This window comes from Enterobacter sp. EGD-HP1, assembly GCF_000733275.2.
In the GTDB taxonomy this organism is placed as follows: Bacteria; Pseudomonadota; Gammaproteobacteria; order Enterobacterales; family Enterobacteriaceae; genus Enterobacter.
Window position 1 is genome coordinate 119,776 of record NZ_AVOP01000034.1, and the last position, 25,574, is coordinate 145,349.

24 protein-coding genes and 1 other annotated feature are annotated in these 25,574 nt (G+C 50.2%); of the genes, 10 read left to right on the plus strand and 14 right to left on the minus strand.

The annotated features are described in order from the left end of the window. Nucleotides 1-157 precede the first annotated feature (157 nt). Nucleotides 158-1,087 carry a LysR substrate-binding domain-containing protein gene (locus N037_RS19335; RefSeq protein WP_032642806.1) on the minus strand — a complete coding sequence of 310 codons (930 nt, stop codon included), beginning with the start codon at nucleotides 1,085-1,087 and terminating at the stop codon, nucleotides 158-160. A gap of 41 nt (nucleotides 1,088-1,128) precedes the next feature. Next, nucleotides 1,129-1,953 carry an SDR family oxidoreductase gene (locus N037_RS19340; protein ID WP_032642807.1) on the minus strand — a complete coding sequence of 275 codons (825 nt, stop codon included), beginning with the start codon at nucleotides 1,951-1,953 and terminating at the stop codon, nucleotides 1,129-1,131. Nucleotides 1,954-2,128: 175 nt separating this feature from the next. Here N037_RS19340 and hisL point away from each other — a divergent pair, with 175 nt between their 5' ends. The 9 genes from hisL (at nucleotide 2,129) to hisIE (ending at nucleotide 9,345) form a co-directional block, all read left to right on the plus strand. Next, the gene (gene hisL / locus N037_RS24965) at nucleotides 2,129-2,179 is read left to right on the plus strand and encodes a his operon leader peptide (protein ID WP_001364200.1); all 51 of its coding nucleotides are present in this window, start codon (nucleotides 2,129-2,131) and stop codon (nucleotides 2,177-2,179) included. Beyond that, nucleotides 2,155-2,278: a sequence feature (His leader region), on the plus strand. (Overlaps the previous gene by 25 nt.) 45 nt (nucleotides 2,279-2,323) lie before the next feature. Continuing rightward, complete coding sequence (gene hisG / locus N037_RS19345) at nucleotides 2,324-3,223, plus strand: ATP phosphoribosyltransferase (RefSeq protein ID WP_000886595.1); 900 nt, start codon at nucleotides 2,324-2,326, stop codon at nucleotides 3,221-3,223. Between the two features lie 5 nt (nucleotides 3,224-3,228). Continuing rightward, nucleotides 3,229-4,533 carry a histidinol dehydrogenase gene (hisD, locus tag N037_RS19350; RefSeq protein ID WP_032642939.1) on the plus strand — a complete coding sequence of 435 codons (1,305 nt, stop codon included), beginning with the start codon at nucleotides 3,229-3,231 and terminating at the stop codon, nucleotides 4,531-4,533. Continuing rightward, complete coding sequence (gene hisC, locus N037_RS19355; RefSeq protein ID WP_032642808.1) at nucleotides 4,530-5,591, plus strand: histidinol-phosphate transaminase; 1,062 nt, start codon at nucleotides 4,530-4,532, stop codon at nucleotides 5,589-5,591. The genes hisD and hisC overlap by 4 nt, the downstream gene beginning before the upstream one ends. Further along, nucleotides 5,588-6,655 carry a bifunctional histidinol-phosphatase/imidazoleglycerol-phosphate dehydratase HisB gene (gene hisB, locus N037_RS19360; protein WP_032642809.1) on the plus strand — a complete coding sequence of 356 codons (1,068 nt, stop codon included), beginning with the start codon at nucleotides 5,588-5,590 and terminating at the stop codon, nucleotides 6,653-6,655. Before hisC ends, hisB begins: the two co-directional genes overlap by 4 nt. Next, complete coding sequence (gene hisH, locus N037_RS19365; RefSeq protein ID WP_023336242.1) at nucleotides 6,655-7,245, plus strand: imidazole glycerol phosphate synthase subunit HisH; 591 nt, start codon at nucleotides 6,655-6,657, stop codon at nucleotides 7,243-7,245. The genes hisB and hisH overlap by 1 nt, the downstream gene beginning before the upstream one ends. Beyond that, nucleotides 7,245-7,982 carry a 1-(5-phosphoribosyl)-5-[(5-phosphoribosylamino)methylideneamino]imidazole-4-carboxamide isomerase gene (hisA, locus tag N037_RS19370; RefSeq protein ID WP_032642810.1) on the plus strand — a complete coding sequence of 246 codons (738 nt, stop codon included), beginning with the start codon at nucleotides 7,245-7,247 and terminating at the stop codon, nucleotides 7,980-7,982. Before hisH ends, hisA begins: the two co-directional genes overlap by 1 nt. Beyond that, nucleotides 7,964-8,740 (plus strand): imidazole glycerol phosphate synthase subunit HisF, encoded by a 777-nt coding sequence (gene hisF, locus N037_RS19375; protein WP_023330862.1) that lies wholly within the window; start codon nucleotides 7,964-7,966, stop codon nucleotides 8,738-8,740. Before hisA ends, hisF begins: the two co-directional genes overlap by 19 nt. Then, nucleotides 8,734-9,345 carry a bifunctional phosphoribosyl-AMP cyclohydrolase/phosphoribosyl-ATP diphosphatase HisIE gene (gene hisIE / locus N037_RS19380; RefSeq protein ID WP_023336245.1) on the plus strand — a complete coding sequence of 204 codons (612 nt, stop codon included), beginning with the start codon at nucleotides 8,734-8,736 and terminating at the stop codon, nucleotides 9,343-9,345. The genes hisF and hisIE overlap by 7 nt, the downstream gene beginning before the upstream one ends. A gap of 39 nt (nucleotides 9,346-9,384) precedes the next feature. On the opposite strand, the gene wzzB is transcribed toward hisIE, so the two are convergent. After that, nucleotides 9,385-10,365, minus strand: coding sequence for an LPS O-antigen chain length determinant protein WzzB (gene wzzB / locus N037_RS19385; protein ID WP_032642811.1), 981 nt, complete (start codon nucleotides 10,363-10,365; stop codon nucleotides 9,385-9,387). Nucleotides 10,366-10,557: 192 nt separating this feature from the next. On the opposite strand from wzzB, the gene N037_RS19390 reads away from it, so the two are divergent. Further along, a complete protein-coding gene (locus N037_RS19390; RefSeq protein ID WP_032642812.1) occupies nucleotides 10,558-11,562 on the plus strand; it encodes an NAD-dependent epimerase in 1,005 nt (334 codons plus the stop codon). Between the two features lie 51 nt (nucleotides 11,563-11,613). Here N037_RS19390 and ugd read toward each other — a convergent pair whose 3' ends face one another. The 11 genes from ugd to N037_RS19445 all read right to left on the minus strand — a co-directional run bounded on the left by ugd (nucleotide 11,614) and on the right by N037_RS19445 (nucleotide 25,551). Then, complete coding sequence (gene ugd, locus N037_RS19395; RefSeq protein WP_023336248.1) at nucleotides 11,614-12,780, minus strand: UDP-glucose 6-dehydrogenase; 1,167 nt, start codon at nucleotides 12,778-12,780, stop codon at nucleotides 11,614-11,616. A 253-nt stretch (nucleotides 12,781-13,033) separates the two neighbouring features. After that, entirely contained in the window at nucleotides 13,034-14,440 is a 1,407-nt protein-coding gene (gene gndA / locus N037_RS19400; protein ID WP_023336249.1) for an NADP-dependent phosphogluconate dehydrogenase, read from the minus strand. Nucleotides 14,441-14,590: 150 nt separating this feature from the next. Beyond that, nucleotides 14,591-15,457 carry a glucose-1-phosphate thymidylyltransferase RfbA gene (rfbA, locus tag N037_RS19405; RefSeq protein ID WP_023336250.1) on the minus strand — a complete coding sequence of 289 codons (867 nt, stop codon included), beginning with the start codon at nucleotides 15,455-15,457 and terminating at the stop codon, nucleotides 14,591-14,593. Nucleotides 15,458-15,471: 14 nt separating this feature from the next. Beyond that, nucleotides 15,472-16,536: a dTDP-glucose 4,6-dehydratase gene (rfbB, locus tag N037_RS19410; RefSeq protein WP_032642813.1), complete on the minus strand. Its 1,065-nt coding sequence runs from the start codon at nucleotides 16,534-16,536 to the stop codon at nucleotides 15,472-15,474. Nucleotides 16,537-16,601: 65 nt separating this feature from the next. Further along, on the minus strand, nucleotides 16,602-18,038 hold the full coding sequence (gene wbaP / locus N037_RS19415; RefSeq protein WP_023336252.1) for an undecaprenyl-phosphate galactose phosphotransferase WbaP: 1,437 nt from the start codon (nucleotides 18,036-18,038) through the stop codon (nucleotides 16,602-16,604). A 43-nt stretch (nucleotides 18,039-18,081) separates the two neighbouring features. Then, nucleotides 18,082-19,263: a glycosyltransferase family 4 protein gene (locus N037_RS19420; protein WP_231686700.1), complete on the minus strand. Its 1,182-nt coding sequence runs from the start codon at nucleotides 19,261-19,263 to the stop codon at nucleotides 18,082-18,084. Continuing rightward, nucleotides 19,241-20,440: a glycosyltransferase gene (locus N037_RS19425; protein WP_023336254.1), complete on the minus strand. Its 1,200-nt coding sequence runs from the start codon at nucleotides 20,438-20,440 to the stop codon at nucleotides 19,241-19,243. The genes N037_RS19420 and N037_RS19425 overlap by 23 nt, the downstream gene beginning before the upstream one ends. Nucleotides 20,441-20,452: 12 nt before the next feature. After that, nucleotides 20,453-21,946 carry a murein biosynthesis integral membrane protein MurJ gene (gene murJ, locus N037_RS19430; protein ID WP_032642814.1) on the minus strand — a complete coding sequence of 498 codons (1,494 nt, stop codon included), beginning with the start codon at nucleotides 21,944-21,946 and terminating at the stop codon, nucleotides 20,453-20,455. After that, nucleotides 21,943-23,109 (minus strand): glycosyltransferase family 4 protein, encoded by a 1,167-nt coding sequence (locus tag N037_RS19435; protein WP_032642815.1) that lies wholly within the window; start codon nucleotides 23,107-23,109, stop codon nucleotides 21,943-21,945. Before N037_RS19435 ends, murJ begins: the two co-directional genes overlap by 4 nt. Further along, a complete protein-coding gene (locus N037_RS19440; protein ID WP_023336257.1) occupies nucleotides 23,102-24,238 on the minus strand; it encodes a glycosyltransferase in 1,137 nt (378 codons plus the stop codon). Before N037_RS19440 ends, N037_RS19435 begins: the two co-directional genes overlap by 8 nt. Next, nucleotides 24,235-25,551: an O-antigen ligase family protein gene (locus tag N037_RS19445; RefSeq protein ID WP_032642816.1), complete on the minus strand. Its 1,317-nt coding sequence runs from the start codon at nucleotides 25,549-25,551 to the stop codon at nucleotides 24,235-24,237. Before N037_RS19445 ends, N037_RS19440 begins: the two co-directional genes overlap by 4 nt. Nucleotides 25,552-25,574 lie beyond the last annotated feature (23 nt).

Below are 25,574 nucleotides of genomic sequence, written 5' to 3' on the forward strand. Positions count from 1 at the left end.
CGGCCTCTTGGTTTTTAGTTTCGTTTCGTACATGCAAAAAAAAATAACCGACGCCTTTTATATCGTCGATTATTCATTTGGTTGCAGCGGCGGCATTTTGCCCCACATCGGATACAAAAGGCAATACTTTGCAAAGCACGGGACAATTTTCTTTTTGCTAACTGGCTGATTTCTGGACGCCGGGCTGAGAGTAAACGGCGGCGATAGCACTATTTGCTAAAATCTCGTCTCGCCACCATGCGCTGGCCAGCCCTGCAGTTTGTTCATTCCAGCCAACCCACACCGATTCATTACTGCTTTGAGCAAGTACCTGTTTTTCAACAAGCGCACCGCTGTCAATAAAGCGCTGCGCCAGATAACGAGGCAAATAGCCGCAGCCCAAACCGCTAATTTGGAGCTCCAGCTTGGTTTTATAGTCGAAAACGGTAATGGCCTCCTGCTCATCAAGCAGCTGGGAGGAGGCCGAACATTCCGGACGAGCGCTGTCCCCGACCACGATGGCGCGGTAGCCTTTAATCACGCGACGGTTAATAGGCTCGGGTTCCTGAGCCAGGGGATGATGGGGCGCTACGGCAAACACCTGTTCCAGCACGCCCAGCCGGGCAAAACCAAAATCACTCAGCTGGGGAGGCTCGTGGAGTGCCCCGACAAAAATATCCGCCCTGCCCTGCGTTAAGGCATCCCAGGAGCCCCCCAGCACGCCGTTGATAAAAATAAGCCGGGTCACGCTGTGGTGTTGATAAAAGGCTTCGATCAGGGGCGTCAGGAGAGAAAACGGAAAGGTATCATCCACGCCAATAACCAGCTCGTTTTCCCACCCCTGATGGAGTTTTACGGCCTGCTTTTCGAGTTCACGAACGGAATGGAGGACTTCGCGGCCTTTTTCCAGCAGCATCTGCCCGGTACGGGTAAAACGGGCGCGGTGCCCGGAGCGATCGAGGATCTGGATATTAAGATCGCTTTCCAGTTTTTGAACGGTATAGCTCAACGCAGATGGGGTTTTGTAGAGCTTTGCCGACGCAGCGGCAAAGCTCCCCTCTTTTTCCAGTGCATCCAGAATAATAAGAACATCCAGCAGCGGTTTCATGCTCGCCCCCTTTCGGTGTGCGATGGTCTCCGCTGCGGGACTTATTCCATGGGCATCACCAGCGGATCGGGATACTGATACTCAAACCCCAGCTCATGACAAATACGATTGCCATCAACAATTTTGCCTTTACTGTCATCCTTTGCCTCACCAAAAACCGGTGGCGCCAGGCCCAGCTGACGTGCCATCAGCGGGTAAAACGTGCTGCGCGCCGGATGAGACGGTGCACATATATTATAGATGTGCCCACCTTTCGGAGCCTGTAAGAGTAGCTCAATTGCGCCAACAACATCGTCAAGATGCACAAGATTGACCACATGCTGGCCGTCTGGCGCAGATTTTCCGGCAAAAAAGCGTCCCGGATGGCGACCCGGGCCCACCAGCCCCGCCAGGCGTACAATATCGACCTGCGTGCCGGGAAGATGATGCAGCCAGTCTTCCAGCTCTTTCAGAACCTGACCGCTCGCCGTCACGGGACGGCGCTCGGAACTCTCTTTCACCACGCCCTCAACCTCGCCATAGACCGACGTCGAGCTGGTAAAAATGATGCGCGGAACATGGTGCGCCAGCGCGCTGTCGACGATCTCCTGCATCGCCTGCAGATAAAACGACTCGCCCGGCCCGCTGCGCCGCGCGGGTAGCGTAATCACCAGCGCATCGACGTTCATCAGCGTGTCCAGATCGTCAGCATCACACACCAGCTCCGGTTCAAGACGCAGTTCAACGCCGTCAATACCGCACATGCGCGCTGCCTCTACCCCATCCGCCGTGGTTTTGCTTCCGGTCACCTGCCAGCCTTTCGCGGCTAATGACATCGCCAGCGGCATTCCCAGCCATCCTAAACCGACAATCGCGACCTTTTTCATGCGAATTCTCCTGACTCTCACTCGTCTTTTATAAGGCTACGCCAGCCCGGCAGAACACACAATTCATAGCATCAATATGAAATGAATTAATGATCAAAAAAAGCCCTTGCAATATGTCGTACAACTGGTTTAGGTTAAAAGACATCAAATGAATAAGCATTCATCGAGAATTTATATGACACGCGTTCAATTTAAACACCACCATCATCACCATCATCCTGACTAGTCTTTCAGGCGATGTGTGCTGGAAGACGTTTGGATCTTCCAGTGGTGCATGAACGCATGAAAAAGCCCCCGGAAGATCTTCTTCCGGGGGCTTTTTTTTGGACCAAATTCAGACAGGTTAAAACAGGTTAACGAGGAATAAAGAATGTTAGATAACTCACGCTTACGCATAGCTATTCAAAAATCAGGCCGCTTGAGCGACGACTCACGCGAACTGCTGGCCCGCTGCGGGATTAAAATTAACCTGCACACCCAGCGCCTGATTGCTCTGGCTGAAAACATGCCCATCGACATTCTGCGCGTGCGTGATGACGATATTCCCGGCCTGGTCATGGATGGCGTCGTTGACCTCGGCATCATCGGTGAAAACGTGCTGGAAGAAGAGCTGCTGACCCGCCGCGCGCAGGGCGAAGATCCGCGTTACTTCACCCTGCGTCGTCTGGACTTCGGCGGCTGCCGCCTGTCGCTGGCAACGCCGGTTGATGAAGCGTGGGACGGCCCGGCCGCGCTGAACGGCAAACGTATCGCCACCTCTTACCCTCACCTGTTAAAGCGTTATCTCGACCAGAAAGGCGTGCAGTTTAAATCCTGCCTGCTGAACGGCTCCGTTGAAGTGGCGCCGCGTGCGGGTCTGGCGGACGCCATCTGCGACCTCGTCTCTACCGGCGCGACGCTGGAAGCAAACGGTCTGCGCGAAGTGGAAGTGATCTACCGCTCTAAAGCGTGCCTGATTCAGCGCGACGGCGAGATGGCGGACGCTAAGCAGCAGCTGATCGACAAACTGCTGACCCGTATTCAGGGCGTGATTCAGGCGCGTGAGTCCAAATACATCATGATGCACGCCCCAACCGAGCGCCTGGATGAAGTGATTGCCCTGCTGCCGGGCGCTGAGCGCCCAACCATCCTGCCTCTGGCGGGCGATCAGCAGCGCGTGGCGATGCACATGGTGAGCAGCGAAACCCTGTTCTGGGAAACCATGGAAAAACTGAAGGCGCTGGGCGCAAGCTCCATCCTGGTGCTGCCTATTGAGAAGATGATGGAGTAATGGCCATGAGCTTTAACACAATCATCGACTGGAATACCTGTAGCGACGCACGGCAGCGCGAGCTGCTGATGCGCCCGGCGATTTCCGCCTCAGAAAGCATCTCACGCACCGTGGCCGAGATCCTGGACAACGTCAAAGCCCGTGGCGATGACGCGCTGCGTGAATACAGCGCAAAATTTGATAAGACGGAAGTCGGCGCATTACGGGTTACCGAGCAGGAAATCATTGATGCCAGCAATCGTCTGGGTGATGACATCAAACAGGCAATGGCCGTCGCGGTGAAAAACATTGATACCTTCCACACCGCGCAAAAGCTGCAGCCCGTGGATGTCGAAACCCTGCCCGGCGTGCGTTGCCAGCAGGTCACGCGCCCGGTTGCGTCCGTCGGCCTCTATATCCCTGGCGGCTCTGCCCCGCTTTTCTCCACCGTACTGATGCTGGCGACACCCGCGCGCATTGCCGGTTGTCAGAAAGTGGTGCTGTGCTCACCGCCACCGATTGCCGACGAGATCCTCTATGCGGCGAAGCTGTGCGGCGTGCAGGCGGTATATAAAGTGGGCGGCGCGCAGGCGATTTCAGCCCTGGCGTTCGGTACGGAATCCATTCCGAAGGTCGACAAAATCTTTGGCCCGGGCAATGCGTACGTGACCGAAGCCAAGCGCCAGGTCAGCCAGCGTCTGGACGGTGCGGCAATTGACATGCCTGCCGGTCCGTCTGAAGTGCTGGTGATTGCCGACAGCGGCGCAACGCCGGACTTCGTCGCCTCCGACCTGCTTTCTCAGGCGGAGCACGGCCCGGACTCGCAGGTCATCCTGCTGACGCCGGATGCCGATATGGCGAAACGCGTGGGCGAAGCCGTGGAGCGTCAGCTTGCCGACCTGCCCCGCGCCGACACGGCACGCCAGGCGTTAGCGGCCAGCCGCCTGATTGTGGCGCGCGATCTGGACCAGTGTATTGCCATCTCCAACCAGTACGGCCCGGAGCACCTGATTATTCAGACCCGCAACGCGCGCGATCTGGTCGACAGCATTACCAGCGCGGGCTCGGTGTTCCTTGGCGACTGGTCACCGGAGTCCGCTGGCGATTACGCCTCCGGTACCAACCACGTGCTGCCGACGTATGGTTATACCTCTACCTGTTCCAGCCTGGGCCTGGCGGATTTCCAGAAACGCATGACCGTGCAGGAACTCTCCCGCGAGGGGTTTGCATCACTGGCTTCCACCATTGAAACCCTGGCCGCCGCCGAGCGCCTGACCGCCCACAAAAATGCCGTTACGCTGCGCGTTGCAGCCCTGAAGGAGCAAGCATGAGCATTGAAGAGTTAGCCCGCGAAAATGTCCGTCGCCTGACGCCTTACCAGTCCGCGCGTCGTCTGGGCGGTAACGGTGACGTCTGGCTGAACGCCAACGAATTCCCGACTGCGGTGCAGTTTGAGCTGTCGCAGCAAACGCTGAACCGCTATCCGGAGTGTCAGCCGAAAGCGGTAATTGAAAACTACGCGCAGTTCGCAGGCGTGAAGCCGGAGCAGGTGCTGGTCAGTCGCGGAGCGGACGAGGGCATTGAGCTGCTGATCCGCGCATTCTGCGAGCCGGGCAAAGACGCCGTCATGTACTGCCAGCCGACCTACGGCATGTACAGCGTCAGCGCGGAAACCTTCGGCGTGGCGTGCCGCAACGTGCAGGCGCTGGAGAACTGGCAGCTGGATTTGCAGGGCATTGCCGACAATCTCGATGGCGTAAAAGTGGTGTTTGTCTGTAGCCCGAACAACCCGACCGGACAGATTATCAACCCGCAGGATATCCGCACCCTGCTGGAGATGACGCGCGGTAAAGCTCTGGTGGTGGCCGACGAAGCCTATATAGAGTTCTGCCCGCAGGCGACGCTGGCAGGCTGGCTGGAAGAGTACCCGCACCTGGTGGTACTGCGTACGCTTTCGAAAGCCTTTGCTCTCGCGGGTCTGCGCTGCGGATTCACCCTGGCGAATAAAGAGGTCATCGACCTGCTGCTGAAAGTGATCGCCCCGTACCCGCTCTCGACGCCGGTTGCCGATATTGCGGCACAGGCGCTGACGCCTCAGGGAATCAACGCGATGCGCGAGCGCGTGGCGCAAATTCTGGAGGAACGTCAGTATCTGGTGACCGCCCTGAAGGGTATTCCCTGCGTGGAGCAGGTGTTCGACTCGGAAACCAACTACATCCTGGTACGCTTCACCGCCTCCAGCGCCGTATTTAAATCTTTGTGGGATCAGGGCATTATCTTACGAGACCAGAATAAACAACCTTCTCTGAGCGGATGCCTGCGCATTACCGTCGGCACCCGAGCAGAGAGCCAGCGCGTCATTGACGCCCTGAAAGCGGAGAAAGTATGACCCAGAAGATCCTTTTCATCGATCGTGACGGCACCCTTATTTCGGAGCCACCAGCCGATTTTCAGGTCGATCGATTCGACAAGCTGGCTTTTGAACCGGACGTGATCCCGGTGCTGCTTAATCTGCAAAAAGCAGGCTTTAAGCTGGTGATGATCACCAACCAGGACGGTCTGGGTACCGACAGCTTCCCGCAGGCGGACTTCGACGGCCCGCATAATCTGATGATGCAGGTGCTGACCTCTCAGGGCGTGGTGTTTGATGACGTGCTGATTTGCCCGCACATGCCGGCCGATGAGTGTGACTGCCGTAAGCCAAAAGTGAAGCTGGTAGAGCGCTACCTGGCTGAAGATGCGCTGGATAAAACCAACAGCTATGTCATCGGCGATCGCATTACTGATATTACGCTGGCGGAAAATATGGGCATCGCGGGGCTGCGCTACGACCGCAACAACCTTAACTGGGCGAAGATTGGCGAGCAGCTGACAAAACGCGACCGCTATTCTCACGTTGAGCGCAACACCAAAGAGACGCAGATTGATGTGAAGGTCTGGCTGGACCGTGAAGGCGGCAGCAAGATCCACACCGGCGTCGGTTTCTTCGACCATATGCTGGACCAGATTGCCACCCACGGCGGTTTCCGCATGGAGATCGCGGTAAAAGGCGATCTTTATATTGACGATCACCACACCGTGGAAGATACCGGCCTGGCGCTGGGCGAAGCCCTGAAGCTCGCGCTCGGTGACAAGCGCGGCATCAACCGTTTCGGCTTCGTTCTGCCGATGGACGAGTGTCTGGCGCGCTGTGCGATGGACATCTCCGGTCGTCCGCACCTGGAATATAAAGCCGATTTCACCTATCAGCGCGTGGGCGATCTCAGCACCGAAATGGTGGAGCACTTCTTCCGCTCATTGTCCTACACCATGGGCCTGACGCTGCACCTGAAGACCAAGGGCAAGAACGACCACCACCGCGTGGAGAGTCTCTTCAAAGCCTTTGGCCGTACCCTTCGCCAGGCGATTCGCGTGGAAGGTGACGCCCTGCCCTCGTCGAAAGGAGTGCTCTAATGAACGTGGTGATTCTGGATACCGGATGCGCCAACCTGAACTCCGTGAAATCGGCCATTGCGCGCCACGGCTATGAGCCGGCGGTGAGCCGTGACCCGGACGTGGTGCTGCGCGCCGACAAACTCTTTTTACCGGGCGTGGGAACCGCCCAGGCCGCGATGGATCAAATTCGCGAACGCGAGCTGGTCGATCTGATCAAAGCCTGTACCCAGCCGGTGCTGGGCATTTGCCTGGGCATGCAGATCCTGGGCCGCCGTAGCGAAGAGAGCAACGGCGTTGACCTGCTGGGCATTATTGACGAAGACGTGCCGAAAATGACCGACCACGGCCTGCCTCTGCCGCATATGGGCTGGAACCGCGTTTATGCCAAAGCGGGCGACCGGCTGTTTCGCGGCATCGAAGACGGCGCGTATTTCTACTTCGTGCACAGCTACGCCATGCCGGTGAACGTGAATACGATCGCCCAGTGCACCTACGGCGAGGCGTTTACGGCAGCCGTACAGAAAGACAATTTCTTCGGCGTGCAGTTTCACCCGGAGCGCTCTGGCGCCGCTGGCGCGCAGCTGCTGAAAAACTTCCTGGAGATGTGATGATTATTCCCGCTTTAGATTTAATTGACGGCACGGTAGTCCGTCTCCACCAGGGCGACTACGGCCAGCAGCGAGACTACGGAAACGACCCGCTGCCGCGTCTGCAGGATTATGCCGCCCAGGGGGCTCAGGTGTTGCATCTGGTGGATTTGACGGGCGCGAAAGACCCGGCGAAACGCCAAATCCCTCTGCTGAAAAATCTGGTCGCCGGTGTTGATGTGCCCGTCCAGGTCGGCGGCGGCGTGCGTACGGAAGATGACGTTGCGGCGCTGCTGGACGCTGGCGTGGCCCGCGTGGTGGTGGGTTCAACCGCCGTGAAAGACCCTGAAACGGTGAAGGGCTGGTTCCGCCGCTTTGGCGCCGACGCCCTTGTACTGGCGCTGGACGTGCGTATTGACGAACAGGGTAACAAGCAGGTGGCCGTGAGCGGCTGGCAGGAAAACTCCGGCGTGACGCTGGAAGAGCTGGTCGATATCTATCTGCCCGTTGGCCTGAAGCACGTGCTATGCACGGACATCTCCCGCGACGGTACGCTGGCGGGCTCCAACGTCTCGCTGTATGAAGAGGTCTGTGCGCGCTATCCGCAGGTGGCGTTCCAGTCTTCGGGCGGTATCGGTGATATAGACGACGTGGCCGCGCTGCGCGGTACCGGTGTGAAGGGTGTGATTGTGGGCCGGGCCCTGCTGGAAGGTAAATTTACTGTGACGGAGGCGATTCAATGCTGGCAAAACGGATAATTCCTTGTCTTGACGTACGCGATGGTCAGGTCGTGAAAGGCGTGCAGTTCCGCAACCACGAGATCATTGGCGACATCGTCCCGCTGGCAAAACGCTATGCCGATGAAGGCGCCGACGAGTTGGTCTTTTATGATATCACCGCTTCCAGCGATGGCCGCGTGGTCGATAAAAGCTGGGTCGCGCGCGTGGCGGAAGTGATCGACATTCCGTTCTGCGTGGCGGGCGGGATTAAGTCCGCAGACGACGCCGCCAAAATTCTCTCGTTTGGTGCCGACAAGATTTCCATCAACTCTCCAGCCCTCGCCGACCCGGAGCTGATCACCCGCCTGGCCGATCGTTTTGGCGTGCAGTGTATTGTGGTTGGGATCGACACCTGGTATGACGCCGCAACGGGCAAGTACCACGTCAATCAGTACACCGGCGATGAAAGCCGCACGCGCGTGACGCAGTGGGAAACGCTCGACTGGGTGCAGGAAGTGCAGAAGCGTGGCGCGGGCGAGATTGTTCTCAACATGATGAACCAGGACGGCGTGCGTAACGGCTATGACCTCGAGCAGCTGAAAAAAGTCCGCGCGGTCTGCCACGTTCCGCTGATTGCCTCCGGCGGCGCGGGCACCATGGAACACTTCCTTGAAGCCTTCCGCGACGCGAACGTGGACGGTGCGCTGGCCGCTTCCGTGTTCCACAAACAGATAATTAATATTGGTGAGTTAAAAACGTACCTGGCCGACCAGGGCGTGGAGATCAGGGTATGTTAACAGAGCAACAACAGGCGCAGCTGGACTGGGAAAAAACGGACGGATTACTGCCGGTGGTTGTCCAGCATGCCGTCTCAGGCGAAGTGCTGATGCTGGGATATATGAACCAGGACGCGCTGGCGAAAACGATCGACAGCGGCAAAGTGACCTTCTACTCCCGCACGAAACAGCGCCTGTGGACCAAAGGGGAGACTTCCGGTCATTTCCTTAACGTGGTCAGCATGACGCCCGACTGCGATAACGACACGCTTCTGGTACTGGCAAACCCGATTGGGCCGACGTGCCACAAAGGGACCAGCAGCTGTTTCGGCGAGACGAGCCACCAGTGGTTATTCCTTTATCAGCTGGAACAGCTGCTGGCAGAGCGTAAAACGGCGGATCCTGAGAGTTCCTACACCGCGAAGCTGTACGCCAGCGGAACCAAGCGTATCGCACAGAAGGTAGGAGAAGAAGGCGTTGAGACGGCGCTGGCCGCAACCGTGCATGACCGCGAGGAGCTAACGAATGAAGCGTCTGATTTAATGTATCACCTGCTGGTGCTGCTGCAGGATCAGGAGCTGGATTTGACGGCGGTGATTGAGAATCTTCGCAAACGTCACAAATAAAAAAACCGGGGATAATCCCCGGTTTTTTTTAACTGCAAATCAGGCTTTGGGTTTGTAGTTGCGCAATGCGTTGCGCCCCAGTACGAAACTTGAACCGATTATGCCACCCAGCAGCACGGAAAGAATCAGTACAATCGCTTTTTTCGGGCTGTCACGACGAACAGGAAGATCCGGTTTCATCACGTAGCGATAAACATGGATTGTTTCCGGATTTACGTTGAGATTCTCAATATCCAGCAAGTTCTGCTTGGTCTGGTAGTACGCAACTGAGAAGACCAGCGGACGAGACGCTTCGTTATCGATCATCGACTTAAGCGCTTCACTTCCCAGAAGGAACATGGTTTCCTGCGTTACGTCCTGGGTTTGCTGGATCTGCGGCGTGCTGATTTTCGCTGCCTCAGCATTTTTCAGCGCCTCAGTGATTTGCTTGATACGCAAATCTTTCTGCTCCTGAGCCACTTTTTCCTGGTTTTCCAGTGAGTCATTAAGCGTGGTGATCTGCTGTTTAATGTTGTCTTTAAGGTCGAGAGCGAGCTCCTTCGACGTTTGCTTGTCAATCTGCTGGATGTACTGTGCCAGCTGTTTTTGCGCAGCTTCCGCAGACTCACCGGTATAGGAGACGCTCAGCGGCAGCGTCTGGCCCTTAACGGTAGCGTCGATGGTCAGCTTTTCTGGTATCTCCTGGTTTTCGAGCGCTTGCGCTAAAGCAGAAAATGAGGAATTGAAACGGTTAATAGCACGGTTTTGAATGTCCGGCAGTGAAGGTGCTGCGCTACCGTACAGGATATTCAGTGCATTGGCGTAAGTGGCAATCTGCGCCGCATCTGGCTGAGAAATGATCGCGGAAGAGGTCCATTTCTCTTTTGCGACAGTAATATAAATACCCGCCAGGACGATAAAAACAGCAACAAAAGCGCCAATTACCCACTTTCCACGCCACAGCTGTAGCACTAAATCAAGTAAATCAATTTGCTCCGGAACATTACTGCTATTAACCGGAGTATTGTTGTTCTGCGTCATACAATCCCTAACAGATGAAAAAGGGCAAAAATAATCATGTTTACATAGTGTATCTGTTGCCAGCGATTTTTCTATCAGAATCCGATGAGTTATATCGGAAAGATGGGTTATATAACTCGCGGTCAACGCGCTATCATATAGCAATTCTGATGCCTCAGGCATCGACTAGATAGAAAAGTAATGAGGGAAGATATGAAATTTTTGGTTACGGGCGCGGCAGGGTTTATCGGTTCTCATGTCAGTAAACGCTTGCTGGATGCCGGACATCAGGTCGTCGGGATTGATAATCTCAATGACTACTATGATGTGAACCTCAAGCTGGCGCGTCTGGATCTGCTCAAATCCGATAATTTCACCTTCCAAAAGCTGGATTTGGCCGACCGTGAAGGCATGGCAGCGCTCTTCGCCAACGAGAAATTTGACCGTGTGATCCATCTGGCCGCACAAGCGGGGGTACGCTACTCGCTGGAAAATCCGCACGCTTATGCAGATGCTAACCTGGTGGGTCATCTCAACGTGCTGGAAGGCTGTCGTCATAACAAAGTTCAGCACCTCCTGTATGCTTCTTCCAGCTCCGTTTATGGTCTGAACCGTAAGATGCCGTTCTCTACTGATGACTCAGTGGATCATCCGGTTTCACTCTATGCGGCGACCAAAAAAGCCAATGAGCTGATGTCGCACACCTACTCGCATCTCTACAACCTGCCGACAACCGGGCTGCGCTTCTTTACGGTGTACGGTCCCTGGGGACGCCCGGATATGGCCCTGTTTAAGTTTACCAAGGCGATGATTGAAGGGAACAGCATCGACGTCTATAACTACGGCAAGATGAAACGTGACTTTACCTATATCGACGACATTGCTGAAGCGATCATCCGTCTTCAGGATGTGATTCCTCAGGCCGATGCGAATTGGACCGTCGAGACCGGTTCCCCGGCGACCAGCTCCGCACCTTATCGCGTTTACAATATTGGTAACAGCTCCCCAGTTGAGCTAATGGATTACATTACGGCACTGGAAGAGGCACTCGGCAAAGAAGCGGAGAAAAACATGTTGCCGATTCAACCGGGTGACGTGCTGGAGACCAGCGCGGATACGAAAGCCTTGTATGACGTTATAGGCTTTAAACCGCAGACCTCGGTCAAAGACGGGGTAAAAAACTTTGTCGACTGGTATCGCGCTTTCTACAAGGTCTGAAAATAAAAAACCCGGCAACCAGGCCGGGTTTTTTACGTGCGTTAAGAGTAATCAATCACTTCCGAACAGATCGCGGGTATAGACTTTATCCGCCACGTCCGCCAGCTCTTCCGCCATGCGGTTAGAGATTATCACGTCCGCTTCCTGCTTGAACGCATCCAGATCTCGTACCACACGGGAGTGGAAGAACTCGTCTTCCTGCATCGCAGGTTCGTAAATAATAACCTGAACGCCTTTCGCCTTAATACGCTTCATGATCCCCTGAATGGAAGACGCGCGGAAGTTATCAGAGCCGCTCTTCATGATCAGACGATAGACACCAACCACTTTCGGCTGACGCGCAAGGATAGAATCAGAGATGAAGTCTTTACGCGTGCGGTTAGCATCCACAATCGCGGAAATCAGGTTGTTTGGCACCGCCTGATAGTTTGCCAGCAGCTGCTTAGTATCTTTTGGCAGGCAGTAACCGCCGTAGCCAAACGATGGATTGTTATAGTGATTGCCGATACGCGGATCCAGGCAGACACCTTCAATGATCTGGCGTGTGTTCAGGCCGAGGCTTTCTGCATAGCTGTCCAGCTCGTTAAAGTAGGCCACACGCATGGCAAGATAGGTATTGGCGAAGAGCTTGATCGCTTCCGCTTCGGTGGAATCCGTGAACAGTACCGGAATATCTTTCTTGATTGCGCCTTCCTGCAGCAGTGCGGCAAAACGCTCTGCTCGCTCAGAGCGCTCACCGATCACGATACGGGAGGGATGCAGGTTATCGTATAACGCCCTGCCCTCGCGCAGGAATTCTGGCGAAAAGAAGACATTATCAATACCCAACTCTTCTTTAATCGATTTAGTGAAGCCTACTGGGATGGTCGATTTAATGATCATCACCGCTTTCGGGTTGATTGCGACAACGTCTTTGATCACCGCTTCTACGGTTGAGGTATTAAAGTAGTTGGTTTTAGGATCGTAATCGGTGGGAGTGGCGATGATGACGAAATCTGCGTCGCGATAGGCATCTTCTTTGTCAGTCGTTGCACGGAAGTTCAGTGGTTTATTAGCAAGATATTCCTGGATCTCTTTATCGACAATCGGGGATTTCTTTTGATTAAGCATATCCACTTTGGACTGAACGATATCCAGCGCCACCACTTCGTGGTTTTGAGCGATCAGAATGCCGTTTGATAGGCCTACATAGCCTGTTCCGGAGATAGTTATTTTCATTCGTTTAACTTCTTCAAGTTTAAGTTTCAGGAGGCGTAAGCACGCCACCGCAATAAACAACTGTTGAGGTTTTTACCTCTTATGTTGAGTAGCTGTCAAGGCGAATGCCTGGCTGCAGAAATGAGAAAATGCAGTGGTTTATACGGGATTGAAAGACATTAACTGCACAAAGCAAGTCCAGATGGGCGTATACGTGATAAAAAAAGCCCGGCGATCATCACCGGGCTTTTTTAGCAGGCTGCTTTAAATCAGATTAATCCAGCCATTCGGTATGGAATACACCTTCTTTATCGGTGCGTTTATAAGTATGCGCACCGAAGTAATCACGCTGTGCCTGAATCAGGTTCGCTGGCAATACTGCAGCACGGTAGCTGTCATAGTAGGCCACCGCAGCAGAGAAGGTCGGAACAGGGATGCCGTTCTGGACAGCGTAGGCAACCACGTCACGCAGCGCCTGCTGATATTCGTCCGCAATTTTCTTGAAGTACGGTGCCAGCAGCAGGTTAGCGATACCGGCGTTTTCAGCATAGGCATCGGTGATTTTCTGCAGGAACTGCGCACGAATGATGCAACCCGCGCGGAAGATCTTCGCGATTTCACCGTAGTTCAGATCCCAGTTGTTCTCATCTGACGCCGCGCGCAGCTGAGAGAAGCCCTGCGCGTAAGAAACGATTTTACCCAGGTACAGGGCACGGCGCACTTTCTCAACGAACTCGGCTTTATCACCTGCTGGTTTAGCCTGTGGGCCAGACAGCACTTTAGATGCCGCGACGCGCTGCTCTTTCAGGGAAGAGATATAACGCGCGAAGACAGATTCGGTGATCAGAGACAGCGGTTCGCCCAGATCCAGAGAGCTCTGGCTGGTCCATTTACCGGTACCTTTGTTCGCGGCCTCATCCAGAATCACATCAACCAGGTATTTACCCTCTTCATCTTTTTTCGTGAAGATATCTTTGGTGATGTCGATCAGATAGCTGTTCAGCTCGCCTTTGTTCCACTCGGTGAAAGTCTCAGCGAGTTCTTCATTGGAAAGGTTCAGGCCGCCTTTCAGCAGGGAGTAAGCTTCAGCGATGAGCTGCATGTCGCCGTATTCGATGCCGTTGTGCACCATTTTCACATAGTGACCCGCACCGTCTGCACCGATGTAGGTTACACACGGCTCACCGTCTTCAGCGACGGCTGCGATTTTGGTCAGGATAGGCGCAACCAGTTCGTACGCATCTTTCTGACCGCCAGGCATGATGGATGGGCCTTTCAGAGCCCCCTCTTCACCACCGGAAACACCGGTACCGATAAAGTTGAAGCCTTCAGCAGACAGCTCACGATTACGACGAATGGTGTCCTGGAAGAAGGTGTTACCGCCATCAATAATGATGTCGCCTTTATCCAGATATGGTTTCAGGGAGTCGATAGCTGCATCGGTACCTGCGCCCGCTTTCACCATTAACAGGATACGACGAGGTGTTTCCAGAGACTCAACGAACTCTTTAACCGTATAGAAAGGAACCAGTTTCTTACCTGGATTCTCAGCGATGACTTCTTCGGTCTTATCACGGGAGCGGTTGAATACGGAGACGGTATAACCGCGGCTTTCGATGTTGAGCGCCAGGTTGCGCCCCATCACTGCCATACCGACAACGCCGATCTGTTGCTTGGACATTACATACTCCTGTCTTGGGGATAATCACTGCGATGCAATGCAGTTTGAATGTATCTATGATGTTAACTCAAGCCAGCTACTTGTGGATAGCCTTTGGTGCGCTTACGTTTGCAACGAAATGCAATGGGTAAATAAGTAAGCAATTACCCTTTATTCTTTAATCAACATCGCGAGATATTGACCATAAGCCGTTTTCTTGAGTTTCTCTGCCTGAGCGGAGATCTCTTCTGCAGTTAACCATTTCTTACGGAACGCAATCTCTTCCAGGCAAGCCACCTTCATTCCCTGCCGCTTTTCAATCGTGTGGATGTACTGAGAAGCCTCTATCAGGCTGTCGTGGTTCCCGGTATCAAGCCAGGCAAACCCACGTCCCAAAAGCTGTACGTCCAGCTCTTCACGCTGCAGATACATTTGATTCAGGGTCGTAATTTCCAGTTCACCCCGCGCCGAAGGCTTCACCTCTTTCGCCATCTCCAGTACGTTGTTATCGTAGAAGTAGAGCCCTGTAACCGCCCAGTTAGATTTTGGCTTCAGCGGTTTTTCTTCAATAGACAAGGCTTTGTAATGCTCATCAAATTCAACGACACCGAATCGCTCAGGATCCTGCACCTGATAACCGAACACCGTTGCCCCGGACGTTTTACTGGCCGCGTCTTCCAGTTTCTTACTGAAACCGTGACCAAAGAAGATATTGTCGCCAAGAACTAAAGCACAGGGGTCATTCCCCACGAACTTCTCACCGATGATAAATGCCTGAGCCAGGCCATCGGGCGAGGGTTGCACTGCATAGGTGAAATTCACGCCGAACTGGGAGCCGTCTTTCATCAAACGCTGAAAGGCGGGCATATCCTCCGGGGTGGTAATGATTAAAATATCGCGAATTCCGGCCAGCATCAGGACAGAAACGGGATAGAAAATCATCGGTTTGTCGTAAATTGGGAGCAATTGTTTAGAGACACCTTGCGTAATGGGATAAAGACGCGTGCCTGACCCACCTGCTAAAACAATTCCTTTCATTACTTATACCTCGATTATTTATTCAGCCCGAGTCGTTCACCGGCATAAGATCCATCAAGCACACGTTGCCACCATCTTTCATTGGAGAGATACCATTTGATGGTCTTCTCAATACCACTTTCGAACGTTTCCTGAGGGACCCATCCGAGTTCGCGTTCAATCTTACTGGCATCAATCGCATAGCGAAGATCGTGCCCCGGTCGGTCTTCCACAAAGGTAATCAGGTCGGCAAAACTGTTTATATTGGCCGGTTTGTTCACTATGATGCTATCGAGAATTGAACACACTGTTTTAACAACATCAATGTTTCTACGCTCATTGTGGCCGCCGATACAGTACGTTTCGCCGGTTTTCCCTTCCGTCGCCACTTTGTACAGTGCTCGGGCATGATCCTCTACGTACAACCAGTCACGCACCTGTTCTCCGTTACCGTATACCGGCAGAGGTTTTCCCGCCAGGGCGTTTAGTATGATCAGCGGGATCAACTTTTCCGGGAAATGATATGGCCCATAGTTATTGGAACAGTTTGTGATGATAACAGGCAGACCATAAGTCCGGTTCCACGCTCGAGCCAAATGATCGCTTCCCGCTTTAGAAGCGGAGTAAGGACTGCTCGGCGCATATGCGCTCTCTTCATTGAACAAGCCCTCACTGTCGTGAAGGTCGCCAAAGACTTCGTCGGTAGAAATATGGTGGAACCGGAATCCTGCTTTTTTCTTATCATCAAGAATTGAATAATGCTGACGCGCGGCTTCAAGCAACGTGAACGTACCTATCACGTTGGTCTGGATAAACGCAGCCGGACCATCAATAGAGCGATCAACATGGCTTTCTGCAGCCAGATGCATGACAATATCCGGCTTAAACTCGCGGAACAGAGCGCTTATACCCACAGCATCCGTGATATCAGTACGCGAAAATGAATAACGGGAACTCTTTTCAACGGATGCCAGGGACTCTAGGTTGCCCGCGTAGGTCAAACAATCAACAACGCAGACCGTATCCTGCGTATGATTAATAATATGACGGACGACGGCAGATCCGATAAAACCTGCTCCACCTGTTACGAGTATTTTCATATTCCCTTCACTATTTCTGGCTAAGACAGACAGCATTACGTTTATTAACTAAGATACTATTAAATTCAGTAAGCGCCTTTTCTGAACAGGACAACATTCACTGTTTTGAACAAGATTACGATATCATTCCATAATGACCAGTTTTTAACATACCACGAGTCAAAATAAACGCGGGTAGTATAATCGACATCATTACGACCGCTTACCTGCCATAATCCCGTCATACCTGGCTTCACCATCAGGTAATAATCGACATCATCCGCATAGCGTTCTAACTCTTCCTGAATCACCGGGCGAGGACCAACAAGACTCATCTCACCTTTGAGCACATTAAATAACTGTGGAAGTTCATCAAGGCTTGTTTTACGAATAAACCGGCCGATAGCCGTAATACGTGGATCGTTCTTGAGTTTGAAATCTTTTTCCCATTCGGCACGGGCTTCAGGATCATTCTCAAGTAATTCCGCCAGTATTTCTTTTGAGTTAATATCCATAGAGCGGAATTTGTAGCAGTCAAATGACTCTCCACGTCGCCCTATCCTGCTATGGGCATAGATTGCCGGGCCGCCATCGCGTGATACTTTGTACCAGAGATAGACAAACAGCGGGGAGGAGAGCAAAAGAATAGCTGACGTACAAACAATATCGAAAGTACGTTTAATAAAACGTGATGTCAGTTTAGCGAGGTTGTTGTGGACCTGCAGCAGCAAGACTTCATGGCTAAAAATGAAGGACATGCTGGTGCCGTAAAGCGGGAATCCTCGCAGAGAAGGAATAATAATGACATTACGGCATTTATGTCTGGCAAGGAAACGTAGCCAGTTCTCAAATTTATCTTTTTCATCAAAATCACAGGCGACAACGAACTGTGTAGAAAAAGCATTGTAGTGAGTTAAGAGAGTCTTTTCATCTTTAACAATAGGGCACTCTTCCAGAGTATCCGCTGTTGCATCAAAATCACAGAAGGCATCAATTTTAAAACCAGATACTTCGTGGCTTTGGAGTGCGAAATATGCCTCACGGGCATTACGTCCAGAACCTAATATGACAGTGCGCTTCTTCCAGTAGCCAAGTTTATTAAGCAAAACTTTTGTTAGTTCTCGCGAAACCGGAACCATAATGATGGCATATATCCAGCAATAGGCCCAAATATACCGAGAGAAATGCCATTTTGAGAATGCAACCAGGGCAAGGTCAAAAATAGAAAAAATGACAATAGTTCGTAGTGTCTCTTTCAGCTCAGACCAGAATGGTTTTTTCTGTGCGTAATGGCGTAAACGGACGCCAAACCAAAGTACACATAATGTTGTCAGAACAAGATGCGACAGAAGACGAACGTCCATCTGAACCAATGGCATGAAGGTATTCAAATCACCAATGAAGAACATGATGGTTAAAAATGAAAGCCCTAAAGAGATATTTAACCAGAAAAAATCCGAAAGCATCAAAGCTATGCGACAAACAAATTCTTTCTTTTGATCTTGAAATACGCTACTTTTCATTATTTATTCCCTGGCATAAATCCCAAGATTTATGCCGTGGTCATTATTTTCCTGGATGAGTATAATTGTTCTGCACGCGCGCAGCCTGAGTATTTATCAATGACTCAGAATATTGCGACCACGCTTTATCAACGAAGTTGATAATCTCTTCACGGAATCGTTGCTCTGAGAATGTCAGAGCATGTTCCCGACAATCCTGCGGATTAATCTCGCCCGCATGCTTTTCAAACGTTTCAACGGCATCGCAGATAGCCTCAGCGGTTTGTTCAAAGAAGAACAGACCGGTTGGCTTCTCGCTTCCGAGAGGTTTAACCGTTTCCAGGCACCCTCCCTTTCCATAGGTGATCACAGGCGTGCCGCTTGCCTGCGCTTCGACCGGGGAAATACCGAAGTCTTCTTCCGCTGCGAATACATAGGCCTTAGCACGCTTCATGTAATCAACAAGCGCGGCATCGTCCTGATAGCCCAGCAACGTAACGTTGTCAGTCGCCAGTTGCTTAATTTTATCCATTTCTGAGCCGTCACCGATAACAACCAATTTTTTATCGGGCATTTTGGCAAAGGCGCTAACGATAAGATCGACACGCTTATAGGGAACCATGCGGCAAGCTGCCAGGTAGAAATCCTCTTTACTGTCGCTAAACTCAAATTTATCCGTGTTCACGGGTGGATATATGACATCTGCTTGCCTGCCGTAAACTTTATTGATTCGGCGAGCAATAAACTGGGAATTACCGATGAAATGATTTACCCCTGCAGACGTACGATAGTCCCAGATACGAATTTTGTGCAGAAGATACTTAGCAAGCCATCCCTTCAGCCCTTTATTCAAGCCAGATTCACGTAAGTACTGATGCTGGAAATCCCACGCATAACGGATAGGCGAATGCACGTAAGAAATATGAATCTGGTCTGGACCCGTTATTACGCCTTTAGATACCGCATGGCTGCTCGATATCACCACGTCATAAGCCGACATATCGAGTTGCTCGATCGCCAGCGGCATGAGCGGCAGGTAGGACTGAAATTTTTTCGCTGCAAAAGGTAAGCGCTGTATAAAGGTCGTATTGACTTTTTTATTGTTTAGAAAATGTCGGTCTTTAGGTTTTAAAAAGTCACAAACCGCATAAATATCCGCATCAGGATAGCAACGAAGGATTTGCTCAACTACCTTTTCAGAACCTGCATAGGAACTCAGCCACTCATGAACGATTGCTACTTTCATTACGCTTCTCATCAATTAACTTAAACATTTTTTCAGTACGCGACTGGTAAGTATACTCTTGTGCAAGTTCCTGACACTTCTCAACAGAAATTCGCTGACCTGAAGTAATATCTTCCAGTGCCGAAATAAATTCGGTCGACGTGTGGGCAATTCGCACATAATCCCTGAAATCACATAACGATGCTAAATCAACGCTAACCACTGCTTTACCCGCTGCCAGATACTCGAAGAATTTCATCGGGAACATGGATGCCGTGTATTCATTTAAATTATTTGGCAGCAAAGTTGCGGTAAATCCCTTCAAATAAGCCGGTAATTGCTGATAAGCGCGTGGACCGATTAAGTGAATGTTTTTATGGCGGGTCAACTGTGTTGCATCCGTATTCGGATCGCCCTCACCAACGTCACCTATCATCACGATAGACCATTCAGGATGCGCTTCCGCAATCTCTTCCAGCAGCGAGAAGTTGACTTTATAACCGCTGATGGCGCCAATAAAACCGATGCGTGGCTCCGGAATGGCGTGAAGATCGGACGGCAAAGGTAAATCGTCATCCAGCGCAGTGGAAAAATGGTTATAGTCGGCAACATTCGAAAAATAATAGACTTCATCACTCCACTGCTCACGCGACTTAAGCAAGGTCAACGAGGTAACGAAAGTGATGTCCGCACGTCGAACGAGCTCTTCCTCAGCATTCTGAAGAATGTCTACAGGCATACCGGGTTGCGCTTTGATTTCGTCAACGCAATGATACACAACATACTGGAAATCACTGGGTTCAAGAAAGCGCGTGGTGAGCGGGTTATAGGTCCAGAGCGTTTCGTCTTTAAACTTCAGGCGCCAGCACCAGAACTTGAGGGCGCTGCTCAAGATGAACTTATTGAGCCTGCGAACGAACGCATAGTTGTTAAACGGAATTGAGATTGGCGACCAAACCCAAATATTATCTCTTACTTTTCTCGGCGCTTTAATCGCTTTAACAATCCTGCGAAAGATACGCGAAAGGTCTTTCTTATTTACACTTGGCCTGCGCAGTCCCAGCGACTCGATATAGAGTACGCGGTGACCGCGGTTGGCCAGTTCTACCGCAACATGTTGCTTGTTTGTCCAGAATGGATTATCCCAGTCTGCGGTCGACAAGACGACGATATCTTTAATGTCAGTATTATTTTTCATAATATTATTACGTTATCTCAGTCCCTTTTTTATGAAAATCCCTTTAATACCATTTCGATACATTGGGAATAACATGGCCCACAAAATTGCGAACGTGACGAAGAGTGAACCGTCGACCAGCAATCTGATAAGCACACTGGATGGTTCAGTGACAACATGCCCTAATACCATAATGAACCCACTGTAGATAATCAGGCCCGGCGCAATCCTCAGTGCCGCAGGTATAAGGTCTTTTGCAATTTTTAGATACCATGCACTGCATACAAACATGACCAGGCCGTATATCGAGTTACCTATGCCGAGACCAAACGCCCCCCAAACCTTATAGGTCGCCAGGTTAACCAGCGCATTCCCCAGCAAGGCAACGATCATGACAATCAGCACGTGTTTATTATTCAGATGAGCACTCAAGGCCTTGATGAATATATATCCAATAACCTGAGCCCAGAGACCTATGCACATGCCCTGAATAATATCGGTAGTGACCGCCACTGAGTGAGCATTAAACTCGCCCCTCATAAAGAGTAAAACGACAATATCCTTCGCATAAACGAAGATAAAGAAAGACATATTCATCGAGAGAAGTGCTAACCAATTATAAATAGTTGTCACTTTCTCTCGCACGACTTCAGGAGATTGCGAGGACCAGATAGGCAGTCCGGCAAAGGCAATAGGCACAGACAGGATAAAGGTGACCGTGTCGGTAATAAAGCGCGCGTAGTCCAGAGCAGAAACAACATCTATGCTAATTAACGATGCAAGCGCTCTCTCAAGCGTGATATTTCCCTGCAGAATCAAAGGTAGCAGAAGAAGTGGCCGCAGAGTAATCCAGAAACTGTTCATCACCTGCTTAACTTCAGACATATCAAACCGTTCAGGAAGGTTAAGAATATGCTCTTTGCGTGCCCTCAATACCGCCCAGATACTAAAAGCAATGTAGCTACCGGTGAATCCCCATGCCAGCAGCAGATAATTATTATAATACCAGGCAGCGACAACCCCCAGAAGCATACCAACATTCTGGATGGACGCTCTCATAGACATGGGTTTGTAGTCACCATGTGCCATTGATATGTAATTAATCAGACCTGAACACAGATAAAACGGACAGCAAATTGCCATTATTTTGAACAATTCATTGGTCATTTCGCGGGCATTGCCATTAATGCCCGGCGCCATAATGCCCACCCAATAATCTGATAAAAAGAATAATACAAAGAATAGCAACAGCGAGATAACAGCAAAAAATAAAAACATGCACAACTTGAAAGTTGATGCCCGAAATTCATTTTCTGTTAGATATTTTTTATATAGCGGGATAAATGCAGAGTTCAGGCTATCACTTGTCATGAAATTAATTGGAACCAGGGTGCCAGTCTGAGCTATGCGGTATGCCCCATTGATATCCCCGGTACCAAAAAATTTTGCCATCAAAATTTCCCTGAGCAACCCCAGAACTTTTGATAGCATGTTTCCGCCAAGTAACTGGCTTATAGCTTTTTTCATTTAGATGATCTTTTAAACAATGAAATGTACTCACCCACTGAATAGCTCAAGGTGTTTTTAACGGGTATATAGGATTCCCGCTGTAACCGGGTGACGTCATCAATAAAACTCTGTACTTTATTTGTGGGAATATCGTTTGGGTTGCATTTAAATATCTTCGGACCGGCGCTAAACGTAAGGTGCTCAGAAATAATCAATGGCAGTCCAGCGCTCATAGCTTCAAGCACATTTAAAGGTAAACCCTCAACTCTCTTTGTGAGAAATAAAAATATATCGGCACATTGCATGAGATTAGCTAACTGCGCTCGGGTTTTAGCGCCCATAAAAATAACATCACGCTCCATACCAAGATCATTCACTTTCTTTCTTAATTGCGGTTCATAAGGCCCGTCTCCACAAATAAGGAGTTTTGAGTTGGGTCTGGAGTTTTTTACTTGAGAAAACAGCTCGATATTTTTATCCACACCTTTTTGTTCATGCAACCGAGATGCCGATAAGAAAACCAATGACTCCGGTGCTATATTCAATTGTTCACGCAGGACGTCTTTGTTTGTTGTGGCGTCAGAAAACAGATGCTCATCAATGCCGTTTTCGATCTTCACCACTTTGTTGCTCTCACAAATCATATTTGTCGGGAAGCTGGTTAAATCTTTACTGACAGCATCACCAACAGCTACGATCCGGTCGAAATGTCTATAGTGCTTAGCATCGGAATAGAAACCCATAACGTTCTTCACGCTTGATAATACTTTTTTTATCTGGCGGGTTTTTAACTTTGATAACAATTCCCCCACTGAGGTTCCATGTGCCTGCATGATAAACTTTGCGTTGGGGAAGCCAGGCTTATATTTTAAAGTGCTGAAAGCTCCGGCACTGATACTGATAACCGCACTGACATTTTCTTTATGATCCCACCCTGCTATCAGTTTTTCAGTCTCAGTCCACCAGCCGGGTGAATATTGTGCTTTAGGAATGTTTTTAATTTTAATAATTTCTGGATAATGCTCTGACGGTACAGTTTCAGCATCAAAATCCGTCGTGATGACCTTTACATCAAACCCAGTGACCTGCAGCTGAACAGCAAGATCCCATGCAACAACTTCCATACCTCCCAGATGATGGAATGGGAGGGAGCGTGCAAAAATGAGTACTTGTTCAGCCATGAATCAGTTCCTGATATATTTTTTCTAATTTTAACGTTTGTGTTGATAGATTGAATTTCTCGCAGATAAATTCACGCGCATTCCTGCCCATGTTAAATCGCTCTTCGCCATTATTGAGCAAGTAAGAAATTCGCTCTGCCAGCTGCTTATCATCGCGTTCCGTCACTAAAAAGCCGGTTCGCTCATCAATAATCGCCTCCGGGATACCACCATGATGCGTGCCAATAACAGGAACCCCCGTTACGGCGGCTTCCAGGAGTACCATTCCCAGCCCTTCAGCATCACCCGTTTTCGCCGTGATGCTCGGCAATATCAGCATACTGGCCTTACGCATCCATGCCATAACGTCCTGATGGGGCAGCGCACCGGTAAACGTGACATTATGTTCAAGACCTAATGCGCTCACCTGCGTTTTTAATTCGGCTAGCAGTGGCCCCTCTCCAATAACCACTAATCTCGCATCTGCACATGTTTTTTGGACATGCTTTAGCGCTTTAATCAGGATGGCGGTTCCTTTTTTCTCTACCAGTCTTGCCACATGTAAAATAATGCCCTGATCGTCACGTTGGTCGCGAGGTTGGTATTTATCAACATCAATGCCAATGTAGTGCTGAACTAGCTTATCTTCAGGGAAACCATTTTTGATTGCTTGCTGCGCGATAAAATTGGAGACACAGATGAATTTATCGCCCTCTTTTTTGACTTTGTGCTGATGGATAAGGTAGTTAATCCATGCGGGCGAACGAGATTTAAGTAAATCTTGATTGCTCACCGTCACATCAAAGCCGTGTAGCGTTGTCACCAGAGGAATGTTTTTTCGCTGCGCCAGCGAAAGGGCGTAAAGACCGTCTATCGCAAAATGTGCATGGATGAGATCTAAAGGTTGATTGCGTAGTGCTGTGTGGTATGGCTGTGCAGAGGTTGTTACAGCATTAAGCAACTCAGCCATCCTGCCACGTATATCACCGTTGGGATTAAGCACGCACGCAGTGGCACCTTCAGGTTTTTTACCAATCATGCGTCTGCCGATATAACACTTGTTATAATTCTTAATGGCTTCGGCCTGCTGCTGTATAAAAACTTCAGAACCTTTAAATAGCTGATTGCGAAAAATACCGACTGTTTTCATTGTTGTCCCTTACTCTCCCGGGCCATCGATATGTTTCCTGCCATACATAACCCAAGCATTACTGCCATTATTACCATCTGATGCTGTTCACCGATCAGACCAAAGTTTTCACCAAAGCCGTGAGCAAATTGCCATGCAAGAATCATTAATAAAGAGAAACCGAGATTCTTCGCTTCTGGATTGATATTTTTGACTGCACGAAATGCAACACCAATACTTGTCAGAATGAAACTCAGCCCCATAAGCGAAGCGATGATCCCAGACTTGGACCAAAGATAGATCAAGGTATTGTGTGGAGGCAGGAAATAATCCGTATGCTTGCTATAGTCAATTTCCCAGCCACCAAAGCCCTGCCCCATCAGCGGATTGTTCAAAAAGGCATTGAATGCATAGTTCCAGATTTCATAGCGTGTTTCTGCAGTATTAGTCGATTCTTGCAAAAAACCGCTCTGTTCAGCAATGCTGGATATCATGCTAATCGCGATAAGCGCAATAGCGAACGAGGCACCGACCGAACCCACAACGATCTTTGTTTGCCGCTGAAGTTTCAGGTAGAAAATGAACACAGGAATAAGTACCGCAAAAAGAACGCCTGCTTTAGAGCCTGTAAAGAAAACTGTTACCCATAATAAAATGGCCATCAACAGCGTTAGCTTCGAGTTGAGCGCTTTATAGATTCCCCAGGCCATAAATGATGAGACGCCTGCGTAGCAAGCCGCCGCATTCGCATTGACGAATAATACGCCTCCTGCTTTTACAGGATCGTAGAAGTTATTCCTGGCCCCATCCAGCAATCCCTGTAGCGTATTCATGCCCATCAAATACTTACTTACGGGAGAGAGAACGATAGATAATTCTAATGTTTCATTTAGTCTGAAAAGGATAACTGTTACTGCCTGAAGACAGATAACAAAAAGCATGGCATTAATAACTTTATACAGTGCCTGCTTATTTTTCAGCCACAATACGTAAACGGCATTTGCAATTACTATAAACTCTATAAGATACGCGATATCGCGTATACCCATTGATTTTTCTTCTGACCACGCGAGACTGATTGTACTAATACAGATCAGACCAATTAAAGACAAAATTGCAGGTTTAGCTAAAAACCGGTTCGCATTCTTTAAAAACTCAGGGAGAAGCAGTGCTGGGAGTAAAAAAGCAAGTGGGACATCCGCCCCACCCAGTTGGACTAAATATAATTGCGGAACGCTGCAAATCAGAACCAGCAGCAGTCTGAATTGTAATGAAAGCGTGAGGAAAATAAAAAATAAAATTAAACCTAACGCCGCTAATAAAACTTCTATCATTAATTTTTCCCACGCGATTAAGC

Coding starts and splice junctions, on each gene's coding strand:
- hisG (WP_000886595.1), top strand. CDS start 2,324: ATGTTAGATAACTCACGCTTACGCATAGCTATTCAAAAATCAGGCCGC.
- hisC (WP_032642808.1), top strand. CDS start 4,530: ATGAGCATTGAAGAGTTAGCCCGCGAAAATGTCCGTCGCCTGACGCCT.
- N037_RS19340 (WP_032642807.1), bottom strand. CDS start 1,953: ATGAAAAAGGTCGCGATTGTCGGTTTAGGATGGCTGGGAATGCCGCTG.
- murJ (WP_032642814.1), bottom strand. CDS start 21,946: ATGAAAAAAGCTATAAGCCAGTTACTTGGCGGAAACATGCTATCAAAA.
- rfbB (WP_032642813.1), bottom strand. CDS start 16,536: ATGAAAATACTCGTAACAGGTGGAGCAGGTTTTATCGGATCTGCCGTC.
- rfbA (WP_023336250.1), bottom strand. CDS start 15,457: ATGAAAGGAATTGTTTTAGCAGGTGGGTCAGGCACGCGTCTTTATCCC.
- N037_RS19420 (WP_231686700.1), bottom strand. CDS start 19,263: ATGAAAGTAGCAATCGTTCATGAGTGGCTGAGTTCCTATGCAGGTTCT.
- hisF (WP_023330862.1), top strand. CDS start 7,964: ATGCTGGCAAAACGGATAATTCCTTGTCTTGACGTACGCGATGGTCAG.
- wzzB (WP_032642811.1), bottom strand. CDS start 10,365: ATGACGCAGAACAACAATACTCCGGTTAATAGCAGTAATGTTCCGGAG.
- N037_RS19435 (WP_032642815.1), bottom strand. CDS start 23,109: ATGGCTGAACAAGTACTCATTTTTGCACGCTCCCTCCCATTCCATCAT.
- hisD (WP_032642939.1), top strand. CDS start 3,229: ATGAGCTTTAACACAATCATCGACTGGAATACCTGTAGCGACGCACGG.
- hisIE (WP_023336245.1), top strand. CDS start 8,734: ATGTTAACAGAGCAACAACAGGCGCAGCTGGACTGGGAAAAAACGGAC.
- wbaP (WP_023336252.1), bottom strand. CDS start 18,038: ATGAAAAGTAGCGTATTTCAAGATCAAAAGAAAGAATTTGTTTGTCGC.
- ugd (WP_023336248.1), bottom strand. CDS start 12,780: ATGAAAATAACTATCTCCGGAACAGGCTATGTAGGCCTATCAAACGGC.
- hisH (WP_023336242.1), top strand. CDS start 6,655: ATGAACGTGGTGATTCTGGATACCGGATGCGCCAACCTGAACTCCGTG.
- hisA (WP_032642810.1), top strand. CDS start 7,245: ATGATTATTCCCGCTTTAGATTTAATTGACGGCACGGTAGTCCGTCTC.
- gndA (WP_023336249.1), bottom strand. CDS start 14,440: ATGTCCAAGCAACAGATCGGCGTTGTCGGTATGGCAGTGATGGGGCGC.
- N037_RS19445 (WP_032642816.1), bottom strand. CDS start 25,551: ATGATAGAAGTTTTATTAGCGGCGTTAGGTTTAATTTTATTTTTTATT.
- N037_RS19425 (WP_023336254.1), bottom strand. CDS start 20,440: ATGAAAAATAATACTGACATTAAAGATATCGTCGTCTTGTCGACCGCA.
- N037_RS19390 (WP_032642812.1), top strand. CDS start 10,558: ATGAAATTTTTGGTTACGGGCGCGGCAGGGTTTATCGGTTCTCATGTC.
- hisB (WP_032642809.1), top strand. CDS start 5,588: ATGACCCAGAAGATCCTTTTCATCGATCGTGACGGCACCCTTATTTCG.
- N037_RS19440 (WP_023336257.1), bottom strand. CDS start 24,238: ATGAAAACAGTCGGTATTTTTCGCAATCAGCTATTTAAAGGTTCTGAA.
- N037_RS19335 (WP_032642806.1), bottom strand. CDS start 1,087: ATGAAACCGCTGCTGGATGTTCTTATTATTCTGGATGCACTGGAAAAA.